This window comes from Burkholderia sp. LMU1-1-1.1, from assembly GCF_040675865.1.
Lineage (GTDB): Bacteria > Pseudomonadota > Gammaproteobacteria > Burkholderiales > Burkholderiaceae_D > Rugamonas.
This window is the reverse complement of sequence record NZ_JBEGHG010000023.1, coordinates 284,613-298,840: the sequence shown is the minus strand read 5'-3', so window position 1 is coordinate 298,840 and position 14,228 is coordinate 284,613. Positions and strand designations below refer to the sequence as shown.

The following is a 14,228-nucleotide window of genomic DNA, read 5'->3' as shown; positions in this document are numbered from 1 at the left end:
GGGGTGGGCACGGCGGCAAGTACGTTTATTTGCGCATAGTGGGCCGTGGTGAAGCCGTCGGGGCGAGGGGATGACCTACCCCTACCGCTGAGCTAGTGTAGAACATGAGGGCAGGGCAAGGCCTAGGCTGGAAGGCCGTCTGCCAGCCCCTTCATGCAGGACGGGACGCCGAGGACAGCGACCGAACTCGCGTGAGTAGCGCATTGCACTTTAGGCGACTTGGTGTAATTCGTTTGAGCACCCATTGAATAGATACACTTGAGCAAAATTTCCAGCTTCAATTCCCCCCGTTTCATCGACCGCCTCGTAGAGTAACTTCCACCAACCACGACCTCTCAGGCGCATATCCTCAAAAGCGACCAGTAGGACGGTTCCTGATGCATATTTCTTTTGTAGCTTTTTCTGCACACATGTATTTATCGATGCCCCCAATGTTTTTATTGGCGCGTAATAATCTTGGGCCTCCATAGTTGCAATGATCTTCTTCGTCTTCTTGTCCATTTCAATTGGACCAGCTCCAGGGGCAAAGCCCTGCTGAGCCATCAGAGCGGATCGTAACGCTTCTTTCTCGCCATAACCCGCGAAAGTCACTTGTACGTCGAAGTCTCTGACTAGATAACCGGACAGCCAAATATGCCCGTCGGCCCGACCGCTGTTTTCGTAGGCCTCGATATCTACTGCGAGCCCCGGCTGCTTGAGTTGGAGCGCTAGCCGAGAAAGAGGATATAACTCTTCAATCAATCGTTTTACCGTGCGAGGACGGTTGTGATATTGCTCTGTCGAAAGCGCTTCGATTCGCTTCTCGATGGATAAAGCAAATTCAAATGCGGTAGTTTTCATCGGTTGGTGGTAAGAATGTTGTTCTTGGCGGGGGAGGAGACTGTGCCGTCCATTGGCATTACTCCACTTAGCCTTGTGCCAATCGTACAATGGAAGCCCGCGTTCTTGATTAAGTTCCTCGTGGCGGAGTCCTGCTCGAAGCGTTTCTAAAAGCGCTTGCCCAAGGCTCATGGTAAAAATAATGATAAGTTTGTTGAACTCTATTCGCTCGAACCTTTATTGCTATTCGGTTATATGAGACGTCACTTGCGCTGGGTGGGCACGTCAAATGCCATAACAGTGATGTACAACTCGCGATTCCGGTCATCTCGACTGGCAAACAAGTATCGAAAAACGGTGTCTGTTGATCCTTGCATATCTTTTTTGTATTGTGGATGCGCTCGGACCGTCTCTGGGATTGCTGCCAATACTTTTGAGAAGTCGCGGTTACGATTGAAAATAACCACTGCGGTCTTTGTATCTCTCCAAGAACTATAGCCAAGCAACTGATCTATTGTCGAAGATAGCATCTTTGGTCCAGACCAAAACTTGCACTCTGCAATAAATATATTGCGCCCCTCTGATCGAATCAGGATGTCGGTCTTACCCTCGTAATTGAAGGTTTCTCCAGTGGCTTGACCCTGATAGTGCCCATTGAGCTGAACAAGAAAGTGTGAGCGCAAGGCTTCTTCGTCTACCTCATAGAACGCCGAGGGACTAAGTTCCATCACTTGAGTCATTCCATGCATGACTCCAAGAATATGCTCGTAGTCCGTTTCACCTATTGCTGGTTCTGGCTTGTAGGACGCAGAGCTTGCAGTCGGCATTACCGGAGTGATCTTCTTTCGGACCTCGGGCGGTAAATATGTTTTTGGCGCATCCTGACGTTCTTTCATCCTAAACCCAAGGGCTGCAACGGTATTACGATTTGTGAGCAGCTTGTTTCGTCGAGCCTCAATTGTGCTACGAGCTTCTCCTGTAAGTTGACTGTTCAATCCACTAACATTACTGCGAAGATTTTTCAGATATGACTGTATTTCTTCTACAGTCCGTTCAATCTGAGTTCGTACCTGCGACGCATCGAGGGTTGTACCTGATATTGAAAAAGTCAGCATGCTCCCCCGAACGCTAGCCCGAGGAGGACTTAAAGTATATGGGTTCGGCTGAATCTTGAAGGCTTCCGCCTCGCCAGTGAACGGAATCTCCACCTCTATTTCGGAGCCCGTGATATAGAACGGCCCACTTCTGTCGCTGATGTATCTATCGGGGTCTCTACTAACGTCGATCTGCTTTTCTCGTTGGTCAACCACTAAATTTTCATCATCAAGCACGGGCACATCAATGCTGTATTTCTTAGAGAAATAAGCTGCCAGATCTTCCATCGATGTATTCAGCAGTCGGTCCGGATCGACCTTCTCAATCTCAGCAGCCATTTGCTGGCGCTGATTCCGATCGACCGAGTGCCAATCGACTCCCACAAATAGGTAGTCCTCACGAGCCACGTGCCCCTCCTCTCAGTTCCTAAAAATCATATGGACAGTCTCGCTGAAAGACAAAATTCCTGCTGCAAGCCTCGTGACCAGAGGTAATTAGCCGGTTTCCGTTGTTGACAGGATAGCATGTTGCATGACGAGAATATACGCAGATTGTCACAGTCCAATGCTGATGGCCCTTTTTCGATTACTGTGACCAGGCTCGCGTTCGACTGCATTACTTCCCAGAGATCCCGAACCAGGGCCTGAGCTGCGCGCTCTGCTGGGTCCAGGCGAGGGGGCACCGGCTGCGGCGTGAGGGGCGTTTATTTGTGCATAGAAAGCCGTGGTGATGCCGTTGGGGGTGGGGAAGGCGAACCCCTAGTGCTGGGTTCGCACTGCACAGTCGGGCACTCTGCAAGCCGGTCGCCGGCGACCAACTCCAAGTCTAAGCGGGTGCGCGCGATCCCCTTGAATGACCATGCAATCGAAGTATTGGATCGCTTGGGCACGGAGGGGAAGTCGGCTCACCTGTTCATCAACCTTAAGACCGGCGAGCGGTTGACGGCTGTGAATAAAGTCTGGGGGCGATTGCGGGTGAAGGCCGGTCTGCCGCATCTCAGGCTGCATGATCTTCGACATCAGTTCGCTTCGTTCTTGGTCAACGCCGGTCACACCATCTACGAGGTCCAAAAGATCCTTGGACACTCGGACAAGGTTACTGAACGATACGCGCACTTGTCATTGAAGACGCTGGAGAAGGCCTCAGGAAGCGCGTCCAATGCGTTGATGGGGGCTGGTCGTGGAGTTGTTGTGCCCGAGGATTTGGAAGCGGCATAGGGGGGGGCGGGCGGACCTGTATTGGCCGCCTGTTACTTTATTGTATTCGTTGCATAGTGATAATTTGTGTATTTTTCGATTGGGCAAGATGCTATCCTGACCACATCTGTTAATTTTTGAGATTTATGTTAGTCACGAGGGGCGTCATGCACAATACTTACAACATATATAAAATTCGCCATGAACGATTAAATGATCTCAAACAAAAGTTGGACGCTGTCGGCCTTGTAGAGCAGAAAACGTTGAAGTCTAAAGACTACTCCATGACATTTTACTTCTCTGAAAAAGTGGAAGGAAATCCCATTTGGTGGTGGCAAACGTACCAGGATTTTTTCAAGGATGGAATTGAGGAACCTAAGAACTATTTTTATTTTGGCGTGCTACTTTGCTCAGATGCCAAGAACGCGGAACGGATATACGCCGTTAGCTTAGGTAAAGCTCATTTTTATTTAGCTAAATTTATTAATGCCGATTTCGGTATTAATTTGGCGGTTCGTATGGCAGACGAGAATACAATTCTTTTAAAGAAGAGCCGATATTTTGCGGGTTCGAAACGACAAGACGTTTCGTCGTACGAAAGATTTCAAAAGGATAGTTATGAGCCAGGGGAATCGGTCGATCATTTAAAACTGAAGGCCTCGGATAAGGAAATATGGGGAAAGAAAAATATAATTTTTGCTGACTCCATTCAAATGGATATGGACATTCATCCGTTGAATCTATCATCTGTTTTCGAGCAAATTGATGCGCATGCGGTAAAGGATGAGATAATTCAGCTGCCAAAACTTGAGCAGGTGGAAAGTGAATTGGGTGGCGAGTTAGATGGCTTATTGCTCGCCTCTCTGAGGGATGAAAATGGGAAAGTAAATGTTGAGGAATTTACCGTTCATGGAGTAGCCATTTGCTTCAGCTTTCATGATTACGAATATAGATTGTCTGCGAAAAAGTCGGGGCAAGATAAATATCATAAAAAAAATATTGGGAATGTACTGGAAATTTCTGCTATTCGGGAATTTCTTGAAGAGTACACGGATGTAGTTGATGTCAATTCGATTCGGGTACAATTTCATAATGATGAACTTGGTAGCTTTAGCAAAGGACTGAAGGAGGTTCTGGATCTTCCTGTGCTTCATGATAATTCGCACTATTTTCTAAAAAATGGGGAATGGTACAAGTTTAATCAGATTTTCATGGATTATCTTAAGCGGTCGCTTGAGAACATTGAGTTGATTAAAACCGTCGCTTTGAGTGAGAAAGATTACCTCGCGTGGAAAACTGAGAAGGAAAGGAAAATTTTAGCCGAAGAGGAAGTTGATGATAAAGTGCTATATCGAGAAAGCTATTTCAATAAAAAACTATGTGTTGACCATGGCTATACATTGCTGGATCGGCAATTGACGCAAATACAGTCCTTGAGTGAAGGTAGGCAAAAATATAAAGTGGAGATCGCGGATCTATATAAAAATGAAGAGATAATTTCTGTTAAAATATCCGAGGCAAATCATGATCTTATTTATAATATCGAGCAATCCAAAGATTCGGTTGAGTTGATAATGAGAAATGCTATTGAGTTCGAACATCAACTAACTTCGGCAGGATTGTGGTTTGTGTTCGAGGGTGACGTCGAAAAAATTACAGATTTCAATTCGGTTCAGTTTTTATTGGCAATAGAAGCTTGGCGAAAATTGGTGCAAAGCTTTAATCTTAAGCCGAAAATTTACATCTCGAAACATGACCTTGCATAGAATTCTAAAAGCTGAAATTTTGAGAGGTTGAGATGAGCTCGGGCAAATACTACATTCACAATGACTATATTTATGGCCCTAAGATGCCTGGACAGTTTTACATTCGCAACGGATATATTTATGGTCCGCAGCATAGTGGTGAATACTATATCCAAGGCGGTTACATCTATGGACCTAAGAAGAGTGGGGAATTTTACATTGCTAATAACTATATTTATGGACCGGATGATGAGCTACCTTGGCTGGAAAATTGATAAACATTAGCTTGCGCACGCTGTCGGCCATACCATCTACGAGGTTCAAAAGATCTTGGGCACTTGGGCACGAAGGTGACTAAACGGTAGTACTTGTCGCTGAAGGCGCTGCAGTCGCTGCAGGGGCTGCTAACAGTGCGTCGGTGGCGGGGTGGGGGCGGGCCAGGCGGTGGTCGGGGTGCAGGAGATGCCAGACGTGTCGGATGCGGCGTAGGAGGCGGGGCGGGCGCTTGTATTGGCCGCCCACAGTGACTGCCCGTGGTGCCCATGAGCCGAGAAAAATTAGCGTTGGTTTAATTGTGCAATTACCACTTCGCAAGTTCTAGTGTTTCAGGTAAGTAACATGATATCCTTGGCAATGAATAATTCCGATCGCATAGCGTTTCTGTTTAAAATGCATTTTAATCCGACAACACAAAAGAGATAAATCGTTATGTCTGAAATTACATTAGATACATCCGAAAAAATTATTTCAGCTATCGCTGGTATTATTGCCATCGGAAGTGCGCTTTTCTGGTTCTTTCGTCGGCGTACAAATGATGAAAATGTTGTCTCTGCCTCACCTGTTACGAACAATGCAAACCAGACGGTAACGGTGAATGTCGCTACTGAATCATCGCCAAACGACCGTCCCGGAGCTTTTGATATTATGGAGCTCAAACGGAAGACGCATATCCTGTTTGTTGATGATGATCGAGGTTTTAAAATTGTTGGTGTGCTTAAAAAAATGGGATGGGAAAATACAAAGCTCGTTACCGATATATCTTCGCTAGAACAAGGACAGCTTTTAGCGGCGGATGTTATATTCGTTGATATACAAGGCGTTGGACGCGCTATGCAATATAGTGATGAAGGTCTCGGACTGTCGCTAGCAATCAAGCGACGCCATCCTATAAAAAAAGTAATTATCTATTCAGCTGAAGAAAATGGTGCGCGTTTTCACGAAGCGTTACAAGAAGCAGATTATTCCCTTCCTAAGACGGCGGAGCCAATCCGATTTGAGGACACTATTGTAAAGGTGTTGACTAAGTGAGCGCATCAACTCTAGTTACTATATGGAGCTCTAACCGTACGGAGCCCCTTCTGAGCCAGATTCCGGAATCCATAGTAAATAAGTTACTTGAGCAACTACCAGCTGCCGGTACGATCGTTACTTTTATTGATGGCAAGAGGTGTCGGATGCTTCGAAAAAGTTTAGGAGACTATAGCGCAATTGCATTCTCTGATAATTTAGATCAAGTCAAGAGTAAAAAAACGCTTGAAGCTGAGGTTGCGGTCTTTTTGGCGGCAGCGCCAGCGATATATGCTGCTTTAGAGCGTGCCGAGCGAAGAACTCGGAGATTGCTTCATAATTTAAAGTCGCTGACAGCTAAGACTTCTCAGGAAATATTTTATATTGCTCAGCAGAATCGGCTGCTAGGTAATCCTAGAGAAATTATTCCATATCTTTCCTCTGAGATTAGAGACGATGTCGAGGGCACGGCCAAAGCTTTGCTCGAAATATTAAAGCATCAAGCAGCTCAGAAGGCTGAGTATACTGCTTTTGATCGTCTCTCTGGAGTGATTCAACAAGGAAAATTTGAACTACATGATGTACACAGAGTGTTGATGAATGTTTTCTATTTATTTTTTGGCGAATTTGTTGAAAAAAAAGTACGTGTCGATGTCGGGGCGACTCAAGTTCAAGCTTGGTTTGATTACGATTCAATACATGTATGTATATATTACGTCGTGGAAAATGCAGTAAAATATACTCGGCATAATAGTGATCTTTCTGTCTCTGTAATAAAGAATAGTGATGGATTGGTCGATATTAGATTTTCTATGGAAAGTCTTTCTATCAAACCAGATGAGAAGGAGAGGATCTTTGAAGAGGAGTATTCAGGTGCGAATGCCAAAAATGCGAAGCTGAGTGGAGCTGGGATTGGTCTTTATCTAGCTAGATCTATGGCAAAGATGAACGCAGGAAGTCTCAATGTTCATCCCGGTCCACCGCTTGGTGGTTCTCAATATTCTAGAAATACATTTGTGCTAACATTGCCCGCGAGGAAGCTGCCATAATCGTCTCTGCGGCGTTTCAATTTGGCGTTTCGACAGTCTCGGCGCCTGTTCGGTGTTCGGCAGCGCTAAGCCTTTGACTTGCATCAACTTTTCGCCAGCGATGCCACGGCAGCAGCCATACTGTCTCGGTATTAGATCGGTCCTTGAGGGCCACGGCGGCAGAGGCTGAAAAACCCGTTGCGTTTCTTCGACTTGGTGCCCATAGGCTTCGGGGAGCCTCGTTCTGTTAATCCGCAGGTCCCTGGTTCGAGTCCAGGTCGGGGAGCCAGAATTCAGCAAGATCAAAAAGCCCAACCTTTACCGGTTGGGCTTTTTGCTTTCAGAGTCCGGGTTATTGGCGTACATTGGCCCCACGGCTGAGATAAATGGAGGGTTTCAATGCGGGGTTTATGTGGTCTTAAGCGTGCGATTGCTGTTGTCGTACTGTCGGCCATTTCTTATACAAGCTTCGCTCAGACTTTATGGCGGGAAAATAGTTACGGAATGAGTTTGGACGAGGTGAAAAAGGCCAACCCGGCGGCGATTGTGCCAGCTAAGCCTGCAGGTTTAGGGACGGGAGCGATCGGGCTGCTTGAGCTCCCAGGCGTCGAGTTGGCCGGAATCCCGTTCACCGCCCGTTTCTTCTTTATTGATGGAAAGCTGCAACAGGTTACGCTGGAGCTTGGCGGGGGCTATACGAGTGCCGAGGTTGGGCTCATCCACAATCAGCTGGATGCCGCGCTCACCAAAAAATACGGTGAACACGCGAGGCGCCCATGGGGGAATATGCTAAATACCATCTCTTGGCAGCCCGGCCACATCGGCGTCACCCTGTTCTCTATGGAACTAGAGGGCAAAGCGCAGCTTCGCGTCTCGTATCACCCACCCAAATCCTAGGTTGCCTAGGGCTCGAGTTGGATACTGTCTTCTTCGCCCGCTGGGTTGGGTAACGAACAGTGGCCGTCGTGGCAACGCTGTACTGTTGATGCTCACTCCTCGAGAGCAGGTGCCGATATGAAAAATCCATTCATGAGTATGTTCCTCAGTCAAGCCAACCGCGTTGCAAATCAGGTTGCGGGCTCGGCCAGGGCCCAGGCCACAGCCGCAGTCAAACGTGAGACGGCAAAGAATACGGCCCAGATGACCAAGGTTTGGACGGATGCCTTTTTCCCGCTTGCTCAGCCGCCGAAACGCAAGAAGCGCCGGGCTTCCAAATAAGTCGTTGCGGGCGGGATGCCGTCGTCGGCCCACGCGGGCGCCGTCGACGGCTGGTCGATGGCGGATTACGCTTCGCTAATCCGCCCTACGTGGTTTAGATGTAGTGAGTCACCAGACCGTGTTCGCCCAGTCGTTCCACACCTTCAGTCGCGTCGGCTCGGCGCCCATTTGCGTGGCTTTCCAGATGCCGTATTGCTCCGTCTGCTCTGTGGTGGTTTGATACAGCGCGTTCGACGTCATGAAGCGCCCGCCGTTGCTGTACGTGCCCAGCGGTGTTTTCACCTGATCCAGGCAGTACCGGAAGCCGGCGACGTTTTCCGGCTCGCCCAGCTGTGTGTTGGCCGGGTCGCAGCGCCGCCAGGCGCCGATCGGCTGCTGCGTGTACAGCGTGTTGAACTGCTGGATCGCGCCGTTGACTGTCTTCAAATACAGCCCCGCCTGCAATTCGTCGAGGAACCGATACTTCGACGGATTGACGCCGTCGCGGTTTGCGTTGTCGAGGAAGTTGGCCACCGTCAGGTGCTTGGCGATTTGTCCGCGTCCGTAACGCCCCCGGTTGTTGACCAGACTCGGTTCGTTCGGGTCGTACAGCGGAATGTCATTATTGACGTATTGCGCCGATTTGATGCGCGCCTGGAGCAGACGCACGTAGTGGCTGCTTTGCAGCGCGCGCGCCGCAGCCGAGTCCGATCCGACCTTGTTGGCGATGTATTCGTCGAACGCGGTCAGGTAGGGCCAGTCCATCGGGAAATTGACCCAGTCGCTCTGGCCGCCCGGGTTGACCGTCATCTGCAACTGATACCACTGGTTGCTGCGGTAGTACGAGGCGACGATGTTGTCCGCCTCCCACGCGGTATACCACTCGCGCGAGATCTGCCCGGAGGCGTTCTTGTCTTCCTGGTAGACCATGTGCGGCGCGAGGAAGAACAGGCTGACGGTGTTGAACGGCCAGCCGTGCGCTTCGCCCCGGCCTTTCCAGGCGCCGGTGGTCTTGTCCTTATCGCCGATAAACCAGGTCTGGTTGCCTTCGAGCGAATAGTCCTGCGCCAGTTCCCATTGCTTGACCGTGTTCCAGTGCAGCATGCTGGCGACCGCGCGCTCGATGAAGGCGTTGGTGGTGAAGGCGCCGGGCTTGCCCGCCGCCATCGTGGCGTTGGACGCCAGCGATTGCAGGTGCGCGGCGCCCGTTTGCGCGCCGTAGGTGCCGGACTGCGCGATGTGATTGCCGCGTCCGCCGCCGAGGAAGGTGTAGGCATCCCAGCCGGTGACGTTGAACATGGCGTTGATCTGCACGCGCAAATCCGGAATCAGATGGCTCCAGTCGGCCATGTTGCCGTTCGGGTTTTTATGCTGCTTGAACCACTCGATCAGATCGAGATAACGCCTGTTCGGATTCTGCAGGCCGTTGGTCGGATGCTGGATGCCGTTGGTGAAGCCGCTGCCGTCGGCCTGCGTCGGCCAGACGTCGAGCGGGTGGATGGTCGGCAGCCAAGCGTTCCAGTCGGGGAACTGCATCGGGATCGCGGTTTCGCGCACGTTCATGGTCGCGTTCGGATTCATGATGCCGTCGACATCGGCCTGCGTCACCGACAACGGCGCATCCAAGGGCGTGCCGAACAATGCCTTGACCGCGTCCGACGGCGTGTTCAGCACCGCTTCCAGGCCGGCCCCGGCGGCCCAGCGCGTGGCGCAATCGGCGCTGTTGCAATCGAGGCCGGGACCGGGCTGGTACGGCGGATTCCAGGGCCGCGCCTGGCCGACATAGGCGACGTCCTTCAGCGACAAGCGCAGGAAGGCGGCGATCTGCTTGCCCTGCGTTTCGCTCAGGCCGTGGAAGCGGCTGCGCTGGACGATGGCGTTGTTCGAGTAGTTGAAATACTGCAGGTCGCGGCCGTTGTCGGCGTGGCACGAGGCGCAGGCCGCCTGCAGGGTGCGCGTGACGATGGCCGATTTGGTGATGGTGCCGTGGGCGTACCACAGCGCCTTGCCGGCGGTGGCGTCCGCCGCCGTGATGGCGCTGGTGTCGCGCTCGCTGATCGGGTCGAAGCGCGCGGTCGGGGTGGTGTCGAGCTGGACGGCGCCGGCGTTTTGCAACTGCAGGTTCAGCACGCGGTAGCCGTTCGATTCGCCGTCGGTGCCATTGAAGCGGAACTGGATGCGGTTGTATTGTGGCAGCGCCACAAGGCGCGCCTTGGCGGCGGCGTCGAGCGTAAAGGTGATGCGGGTGGTGTAGAAGCCGCCGTTGACGCCGCCATGCAGCCGCTCGTCGTCGGCCAGGGTCATGGTGGCGTCGGTGACGTCGGTCCATGGCACGGCGCCCTCGTCGGCGGCGCCGGCGCCGCCGAGGAAGCGGAGGCTGGCCTTGATCCGGGTCGGCGGGGCGGTGGTGGCCTCGAACTCGGGCGCGCCGTAGAAGCCGCAGCGGTGGCATTGGAACCACAGCTGGTTCACGCCCGAAAGCTTGTCCGCCGCGACGCCGAGCCGGGCTTCGGCGACCACCGGTTCGGCCGGGGCGCCGTTGCCGAGTACTTCGAGCGGCAGCGTCAGGACGGCGGCGGGGGCGGCGTTGACGCTGCGGAAGGAGGCGAGGGAGGCGGTCTTGTTATGTTGCGGGGTGTCGTTGCCGGAGCCGCAGGCGGCTAGCAGGGCGGCGATGGTCAGTGCGCAGGCGGCCTTCATGCCGCGCCGGTCTGGTCGAAAATCAATCATGCGTTTCCCCTGGGGCGAGTGGGTGAAATTGCTAAAGAGACACCATTGTGCAAACGGTATCGCCCCTGGATGCTACTGTGATCCCCGGCCCGGTTCCTCCCCCATTGGTCCGGGTTGCGGCTTCGGGGTTTTGCATTTTGGCACTGAAATTTGACGTAAATGTGTGAATCAGGTGGACGGGAATCTTGCGCCTCGGCATACTCAATAGTATTGATTTTATTTCGGCTACGGAATGGAAAGATGAGGTCGCCCGCTTGCTGAGCGAGGTGGCCATGTTTCGTTTGGCGCTGAACCATGAAACAGCGCCGTCATCGATAAAAAGTAAATAGAGGTTGCCCCATGAGCGAAGAAAAGGATGTTGTGTACGGTACAGAAGATTTGTTGATAAGTTTGTGTAATTCGGTGACCCGGGTGCTGAATGTCGCCACGCAAAGCAAAGTGAATTATTCCGGGATGGTGCAAAGGATTACCAAGACCGGCCTGAAGCCCGATATCGGTTGCTTCGTGATGTTCGATGGCGGCTTCACCGGCCTGGTGGTGCTGAACTTCGCCGCCGACACGGCGATGGAGATCTACGAGCGCTACATGCTGCACATGGGCATGCCCAAGTCCGAGCTGGCCAGTTCGCACACGTCGGACGAGGTGTCCAACATCATGGGCGAGCTGATGAACCAGATCGTCGGCGACTTCACCGGCAAGGTGCGGCGCGAACTACAGACCAACATCACGCAGAACCAGCCGAAGATGCTGGTACTGACCAAGCAGGTGATGCTGAGCGTCGACACGCCGCTGGACCGTCCGGAAATGCGCCGCGTGACGTTCTACACCGAAAAGAGCAACATCTTCTACCTGGAGCTGGCCATCGACCGCACCGAATTCATCCGGCTGCACGATTTCGATGCGAGCGAGGTGACCGATCCGGACGCGCTGATGGACCAGGAGCGCGGCAATCAGGGCGCGGCCGCTTCCGCGGCGGACGCTGCGGCGTCGGCGGAGGACGAGGCCCAGGACGCGCTGCTCAAGTCGCTGGGCATGTAACAGGCGGCTTACCGGCCGGTTGGGTTGGACAGGGCGGCGCCCTTGGCGGGGATGCCCAACTGGCGGACGGCGCCGATGTTGGCATGGGCGTCGCCGGTGAACGCGTAGACTTCGGTGACGCCTGCGCGGTGGCGGTGGGGCAGCGACATTACGCGACGGAACGGCGCCCCCGGCAGCTGCAATGCGGCCGCCAGTTGCGCGCTGTGCGGGAAGGGCGTTTCATGGCCCAGCCGCACCAGCACGACATAGCGTGCGCCCAGCCGCGACAGCTCATCGAGCACCTGTTGCGGGTGCCGGTATTTGAGCGCGTAGCGCGTGCCCATGAAATCGGACGCGGCCAGCAGCTTGGAGGCACGCACCGCGTAGTGGCGCAGCGCCGGATCGCGCACCGCCAGCTCGGCGATCAGCGCGCCTTCCGCGCCGCTGGTGCCGTCGATGATCCAGACCGCCGGCGCCACCGTCGGCGCCAGCGCCGGCAGGTCGGCCGCGCGCATGTCCACTTTGGGGCCGTGCCCGGCCAAATGGGCGACGCCGGGCGCCAGCATGGCCAGCATCAGCAGGGCGCCCGCGGCCAGCACCACCCGGTCGCGCGCCGGTGGCGCCATCGCCGCGCGCCGCGCCAGCCAGCCACGCAGCGCGTTGGCGACGTGGAGCACGCCCAAGGCAGCCAGTGCCGTGTAGGCGGGCAGCGCCGGCGCCAGATAGCGGTCGTCGATGGCGACAGGCACCAGCGATTGCAGCGTCAGCGTCGCCAGCACCAGGCTGATGGCGATGCTGACGGCCGCCCAGCGCAGCGGCGCTTCCCGGCGCCGCCGGAACTCCACAACGACGGCGATCAGCGCCAACAGCGCGCCCACGTAGCCGAGGTTGCGCAGCAGCGTGTGCAGGTTGGCCGTGAGCGCCAGCCAGCCGTAGCGCAACCCGGCCTGATAGTTAAAGCCGTCCGCCGCGATCGACGAAGTCAGCCAGTACCACGGCACAACGACCAGCCCGGCGGCCAGCGCCGCCAGATAGAGATGCGGCAGCGCCAGCAGCCGCCAGCCGCGCGTGAGCAGCATGTGGAACAGCGGCACCAGCACGATCAGCCAGCCATTGCCCTTGATGAGCACCGCGCCCGCGCACAATGCCGCGAACACGGCGGCGCGGGCCAGCCCCGGGCGCCGCGTGTAGGCCAGCCAGGCGATGGCGGCGGCGCCGCAGCACGCGGTCAGGGCCTGGTCCAGCATGAAGAAGGCCTGGCCCTCCACCGCCAGCGGCGTTAGCGCGTAGATGGCGCAGCCGGCCAGCGCGACGCGGCGGTCCGCCAGCCACGCCAGTGCGCCGCCCAGCTCGGCGGCGGGCAACGCGCCGACCAGCAGGTTGATGGCGAAGGCCGCTTGCGGCGTCGCCGGCAGCACCAGCAAAAGCAAGCCCAGCAAGCCGTAGTAGGCCGGCGGCCAGTGACCGATGGAGATCTTGGGATAGTGCAGGTAGTACTCGACCGCATACGCCATTGGGTTTGTGCCGGCGTGGTCATGCAGGTAGCTGCTGACGAACACGCCGTTGAGGAAGTGGGCCGGCTCGTCCGCGCCCGAGAAGCCGGCCTGATAGGCCCACAGGTGCGCCAGCACCAGCGCGCCCGCCAGCAGGGCCAGCGCGTAGCCACCGAGCGCGATCCACGCCATGTTGCGATGCTGATGCCGGGTCATCATTGCCGTCCGTTTGTGTGCCAGCTTTCGTTGATCATATCGCAGCGGGGGCAAACGGGGCGATGAGGTGGCCCGAGGACCGCCAGGGCGCGTGAAATGTGGTTTTTTTCATACACTTGCCACGGCAAATCCCTCCGCCGGCGAGGTTGGATGGCGGAACGGCAAGATTGTGATTCCGATCAAGAAGCGGCGGCCGCGCCGGGGCGCCGTGCCCACTATTATTCAGTCGGCTCACATCTTGAACCAAATTTCTAACACTTAATTCCATTTCATATATATACGGCTTGCAATACATGGTATCAATGAAAGAAAATACCGCCTTTCTTACGGACGGTGCATTCTAGACATCCACCGGTTGTCGTCACGGCCCCATCAGAGGACCGGACGCGTCACGAAAAGAGAGAA

12 protein-coding genes and 1 tRNA gene are annotated in these 14,228 nt (G+C 54.4%); 9 read left to right on the top strand and 4 right to left on the bottom strand.

Annotated features, from left to right (window positions below; all coding sequences use genetic code 11):
• Window positions 1–210: 210 nt before the first annotated feature.
• A complete protein-coding gene (locus tag MRBLMU1_RS19720; protein WP_363504521.1) occupies window positions 211–840 on the bottom strand; it encodes a hypothetical protein in 630 nt (209 codons plus the stop codon).
• A gap of 242 nt (window positions 841–1,082) precedes the next feature.
• Window positions 1,083–2,321 (bottom strand): hypothetical protein, encoded by a 1,239-nt coding sequence (locus tag MRBLMU1_RS19715; protein ID WP_363504518.1) that lies wholly within the window; start codon window positions 2,319–2,321, stop codon window positions 1,083–1,085.
• A gap of 285 nt (window positions 2,322–2,606) precedes the next feature.
• On the opposite strand from MRBLMU1_RS19715, the gene MRBLMU1_RS19710 reads away from it, so the two are divergent.
• From MRBLMU1_RS19710 to MRBLMU1_RS19675, 8 genes are all read left to right on the top strand, one after another.
• Window positions 2,607–3,131 (top strand): site-specific integrase, encoded by a 525-nt coding sequence (locus MRBLMU1_RS19710; RefSeq protein ID WP_363504515.1) that lies wholly within the window; start codon window positions 2,607–2,609, stop codon window positions 3,129–3,131.
• Window positions 3,132–3,277: 146 nt separating this feature from the next.
• Entirely contained in the window at window positions 3,278–4,876 is a 1,599-nt protein-coding gene (locus tag MRBLMU1_RS19705; RefSeq protein WP_363504512.1) for a DUF6119 family protein, read from the top strand.
• 32 nt (window positions 4,877–4,908) lie between these two features.
• Entirely contained in the window at window positions 4,909–5,130 is a 222-nt protein-coding gene (locus tag MRBLMU1_RS19700) for a hypothetical protein (protein ID WP_363504509.1), read from the top strand.
• Window positions 5,131–5,563: 433 nt separating this feature from the next.
• Window positions 5,564–6,163 (top strand): hypothetical protein, encoded by a 600-nt coding sequence (locus tag MRBLMU1_RS19695; RefSeq protein WP_363504506.1) that lies wholly within the window; start codon window positions 5,564–5,566, stop codon window positions 6,161–6,163.
• Complete coding sequence (locus tag MRBLMU1_RS19690; protein WP_363504503.1) at window positions 6,160–7,191, top strand: sensor histidine kinase; 1,032 nt, start codon at window positions 6,160–6,162, stop codon at window positions 7,189–7,191. Before MRBLMU1_RS19695 ends, MRBLMU1_RS19690 begins: the two co-directional genes overlap by 4 nt.
• Window positions 7,192–7,389: 198 nt before the next feature.
• Window positions 7,390–7,459 (top strand) — tRNA-Asn (locus MRBLMU1_RS19685).
• 110 nt (window positions 7,460–7,569) lie between these two features.
• Window positions 7,570–8,067 carry a hypothetical protein gene (locus MRBLMU1_RS19680; RefSeq protein WP_363504500.1) on the top strand — a complete coding sequence of 166 codons (498 nt, stop codon included), beginning with the start codon at window positions 7,570–7,572 and terminating at the stop codon, window positions 8,065–8,067.
• Between the two features lie 117 nt (window positions 8,068–8,184).
• Entirely contained in the window at window positions 8,185–8,388 is a 204-nt protein-coding gene (locus tag MRBLMU1_RS19675) for a hypothetical protein (RefSeq protein WP_363504497.1), read from the top strand.
• A 108-nt stretch (window positions 8,389–8,496) separates the two neighbouring features.
• On the opposite strand, the gene MRBLMU1_RS19670 is transcribed toward MRBLMU1_RS19675, so the two are convergent.
• Complete coding sequence (locus tag MRBLMU1_RS19670; RefSeq protein WP_363504494.1) at window positions 8,497–11,097, bottom strand: hypothetical protein; 2,601 nt, start codon at window positions 11,095–11,097, stop codon at window positions 8,497–8,499.
• Between the two features lie 339 nt (window positions 11,098–11,436).
• Between MRBLMU1_RS19670 and MRBLMU1_RS19665 the strand changes: the two genes are divergently transcribed.
• Window positions 11,437–12,135: a DUF3334 family protein gene (locus MRBLMU1_RS19665; RefSeq protein ID WP_363504491.1), complete on the top strand. Its 699-nt coding sequence runs from the start codon at window positions 11,437–11,439 to the stop codon at window positions 12,133–12,135.
• Window positions 12,136–12,143: 8 nt separating this feature from the next.
• Here MRBLMU1_RS19665 and MRBLMU1_RS19660 read toward each other — a convergent pair whose 3' ends face one another.
• Window positions 12,144–13,826, bottom strand: coding sequence for an ArnT family glycosyltransferase (locus MRBLMU1_RS19660; protein ID WP_363504488.1), 1,683 nt, complete (start codon window positions 13,824–13,826; stop codon window positions 12,144–12,146).
• Window positions 13,827–14,228: the final 402 nt, after the last annotated feature.

Coding starts and splice junctions, on each gene's coding strand:
- MRBLMU1_RS19720 (WP_363504521.1), bottom strand. CDS start 840: ATGAAAACTACCGCATTTGAATTTGCTTTATCCATCGAGAAGCGAATC.
- MRBLMU1_RS19705 (WP_363504512.1), top strand. CDS start 3,278: ATGCACAATACTTACAACATATATAAAATTCGCCATGAACGATTAAAT.
- MRBLMU1_RS19700 (WP_363504509.1), top strand. CDS start 4,909: ATGAGCTCGGGCAAATACTACATTCACAATGACTATATTTATGGCCCT.
- MRBLMU1_RS19695 (WP_363504506.1), top strand. CDS start 5,564: ATGTCTGAAATTACATTAGATACATCCGAAAAAATTATTTCAGCTATC.
- MRBLMU1_RS19680 (WP_363504500.1), top strand. CDS start 7,570: ATGCGGGGTTTATGTGGTCTTAAGCGTGCGATTGCTGTTGTCGTACTG.
- MRBLMU1_RS19675 (WP_363504497.1), top strand. CDS start 8,185: ATGAAAAATCCATTCATGAGTATGTTCCTCAGTCAAGCCAACCGCGTT.
- MRBLMU1_RS19670 (WP_363504494.1), bottom strand. CDS start 11,097: ATGATTGATTTTCGACCAGACCGGCGCGGCATGAAGGCCGCCTGCGCA.
- MRBLMU1_RS19665 (WP_363504491.1), top strand. CDS start 11,437: ATGAGCGAAGAAAAGGATGTTGTGTACGGTACAGAAGATTTGTTGATA.
- MRBLMU1_RS19660 (WP_363504488.1), bottom strand. CDS start 13,826: ATGATGACCCGGCATCAGCATCGCAACATGGCGTGGATCGCGCTCGGT.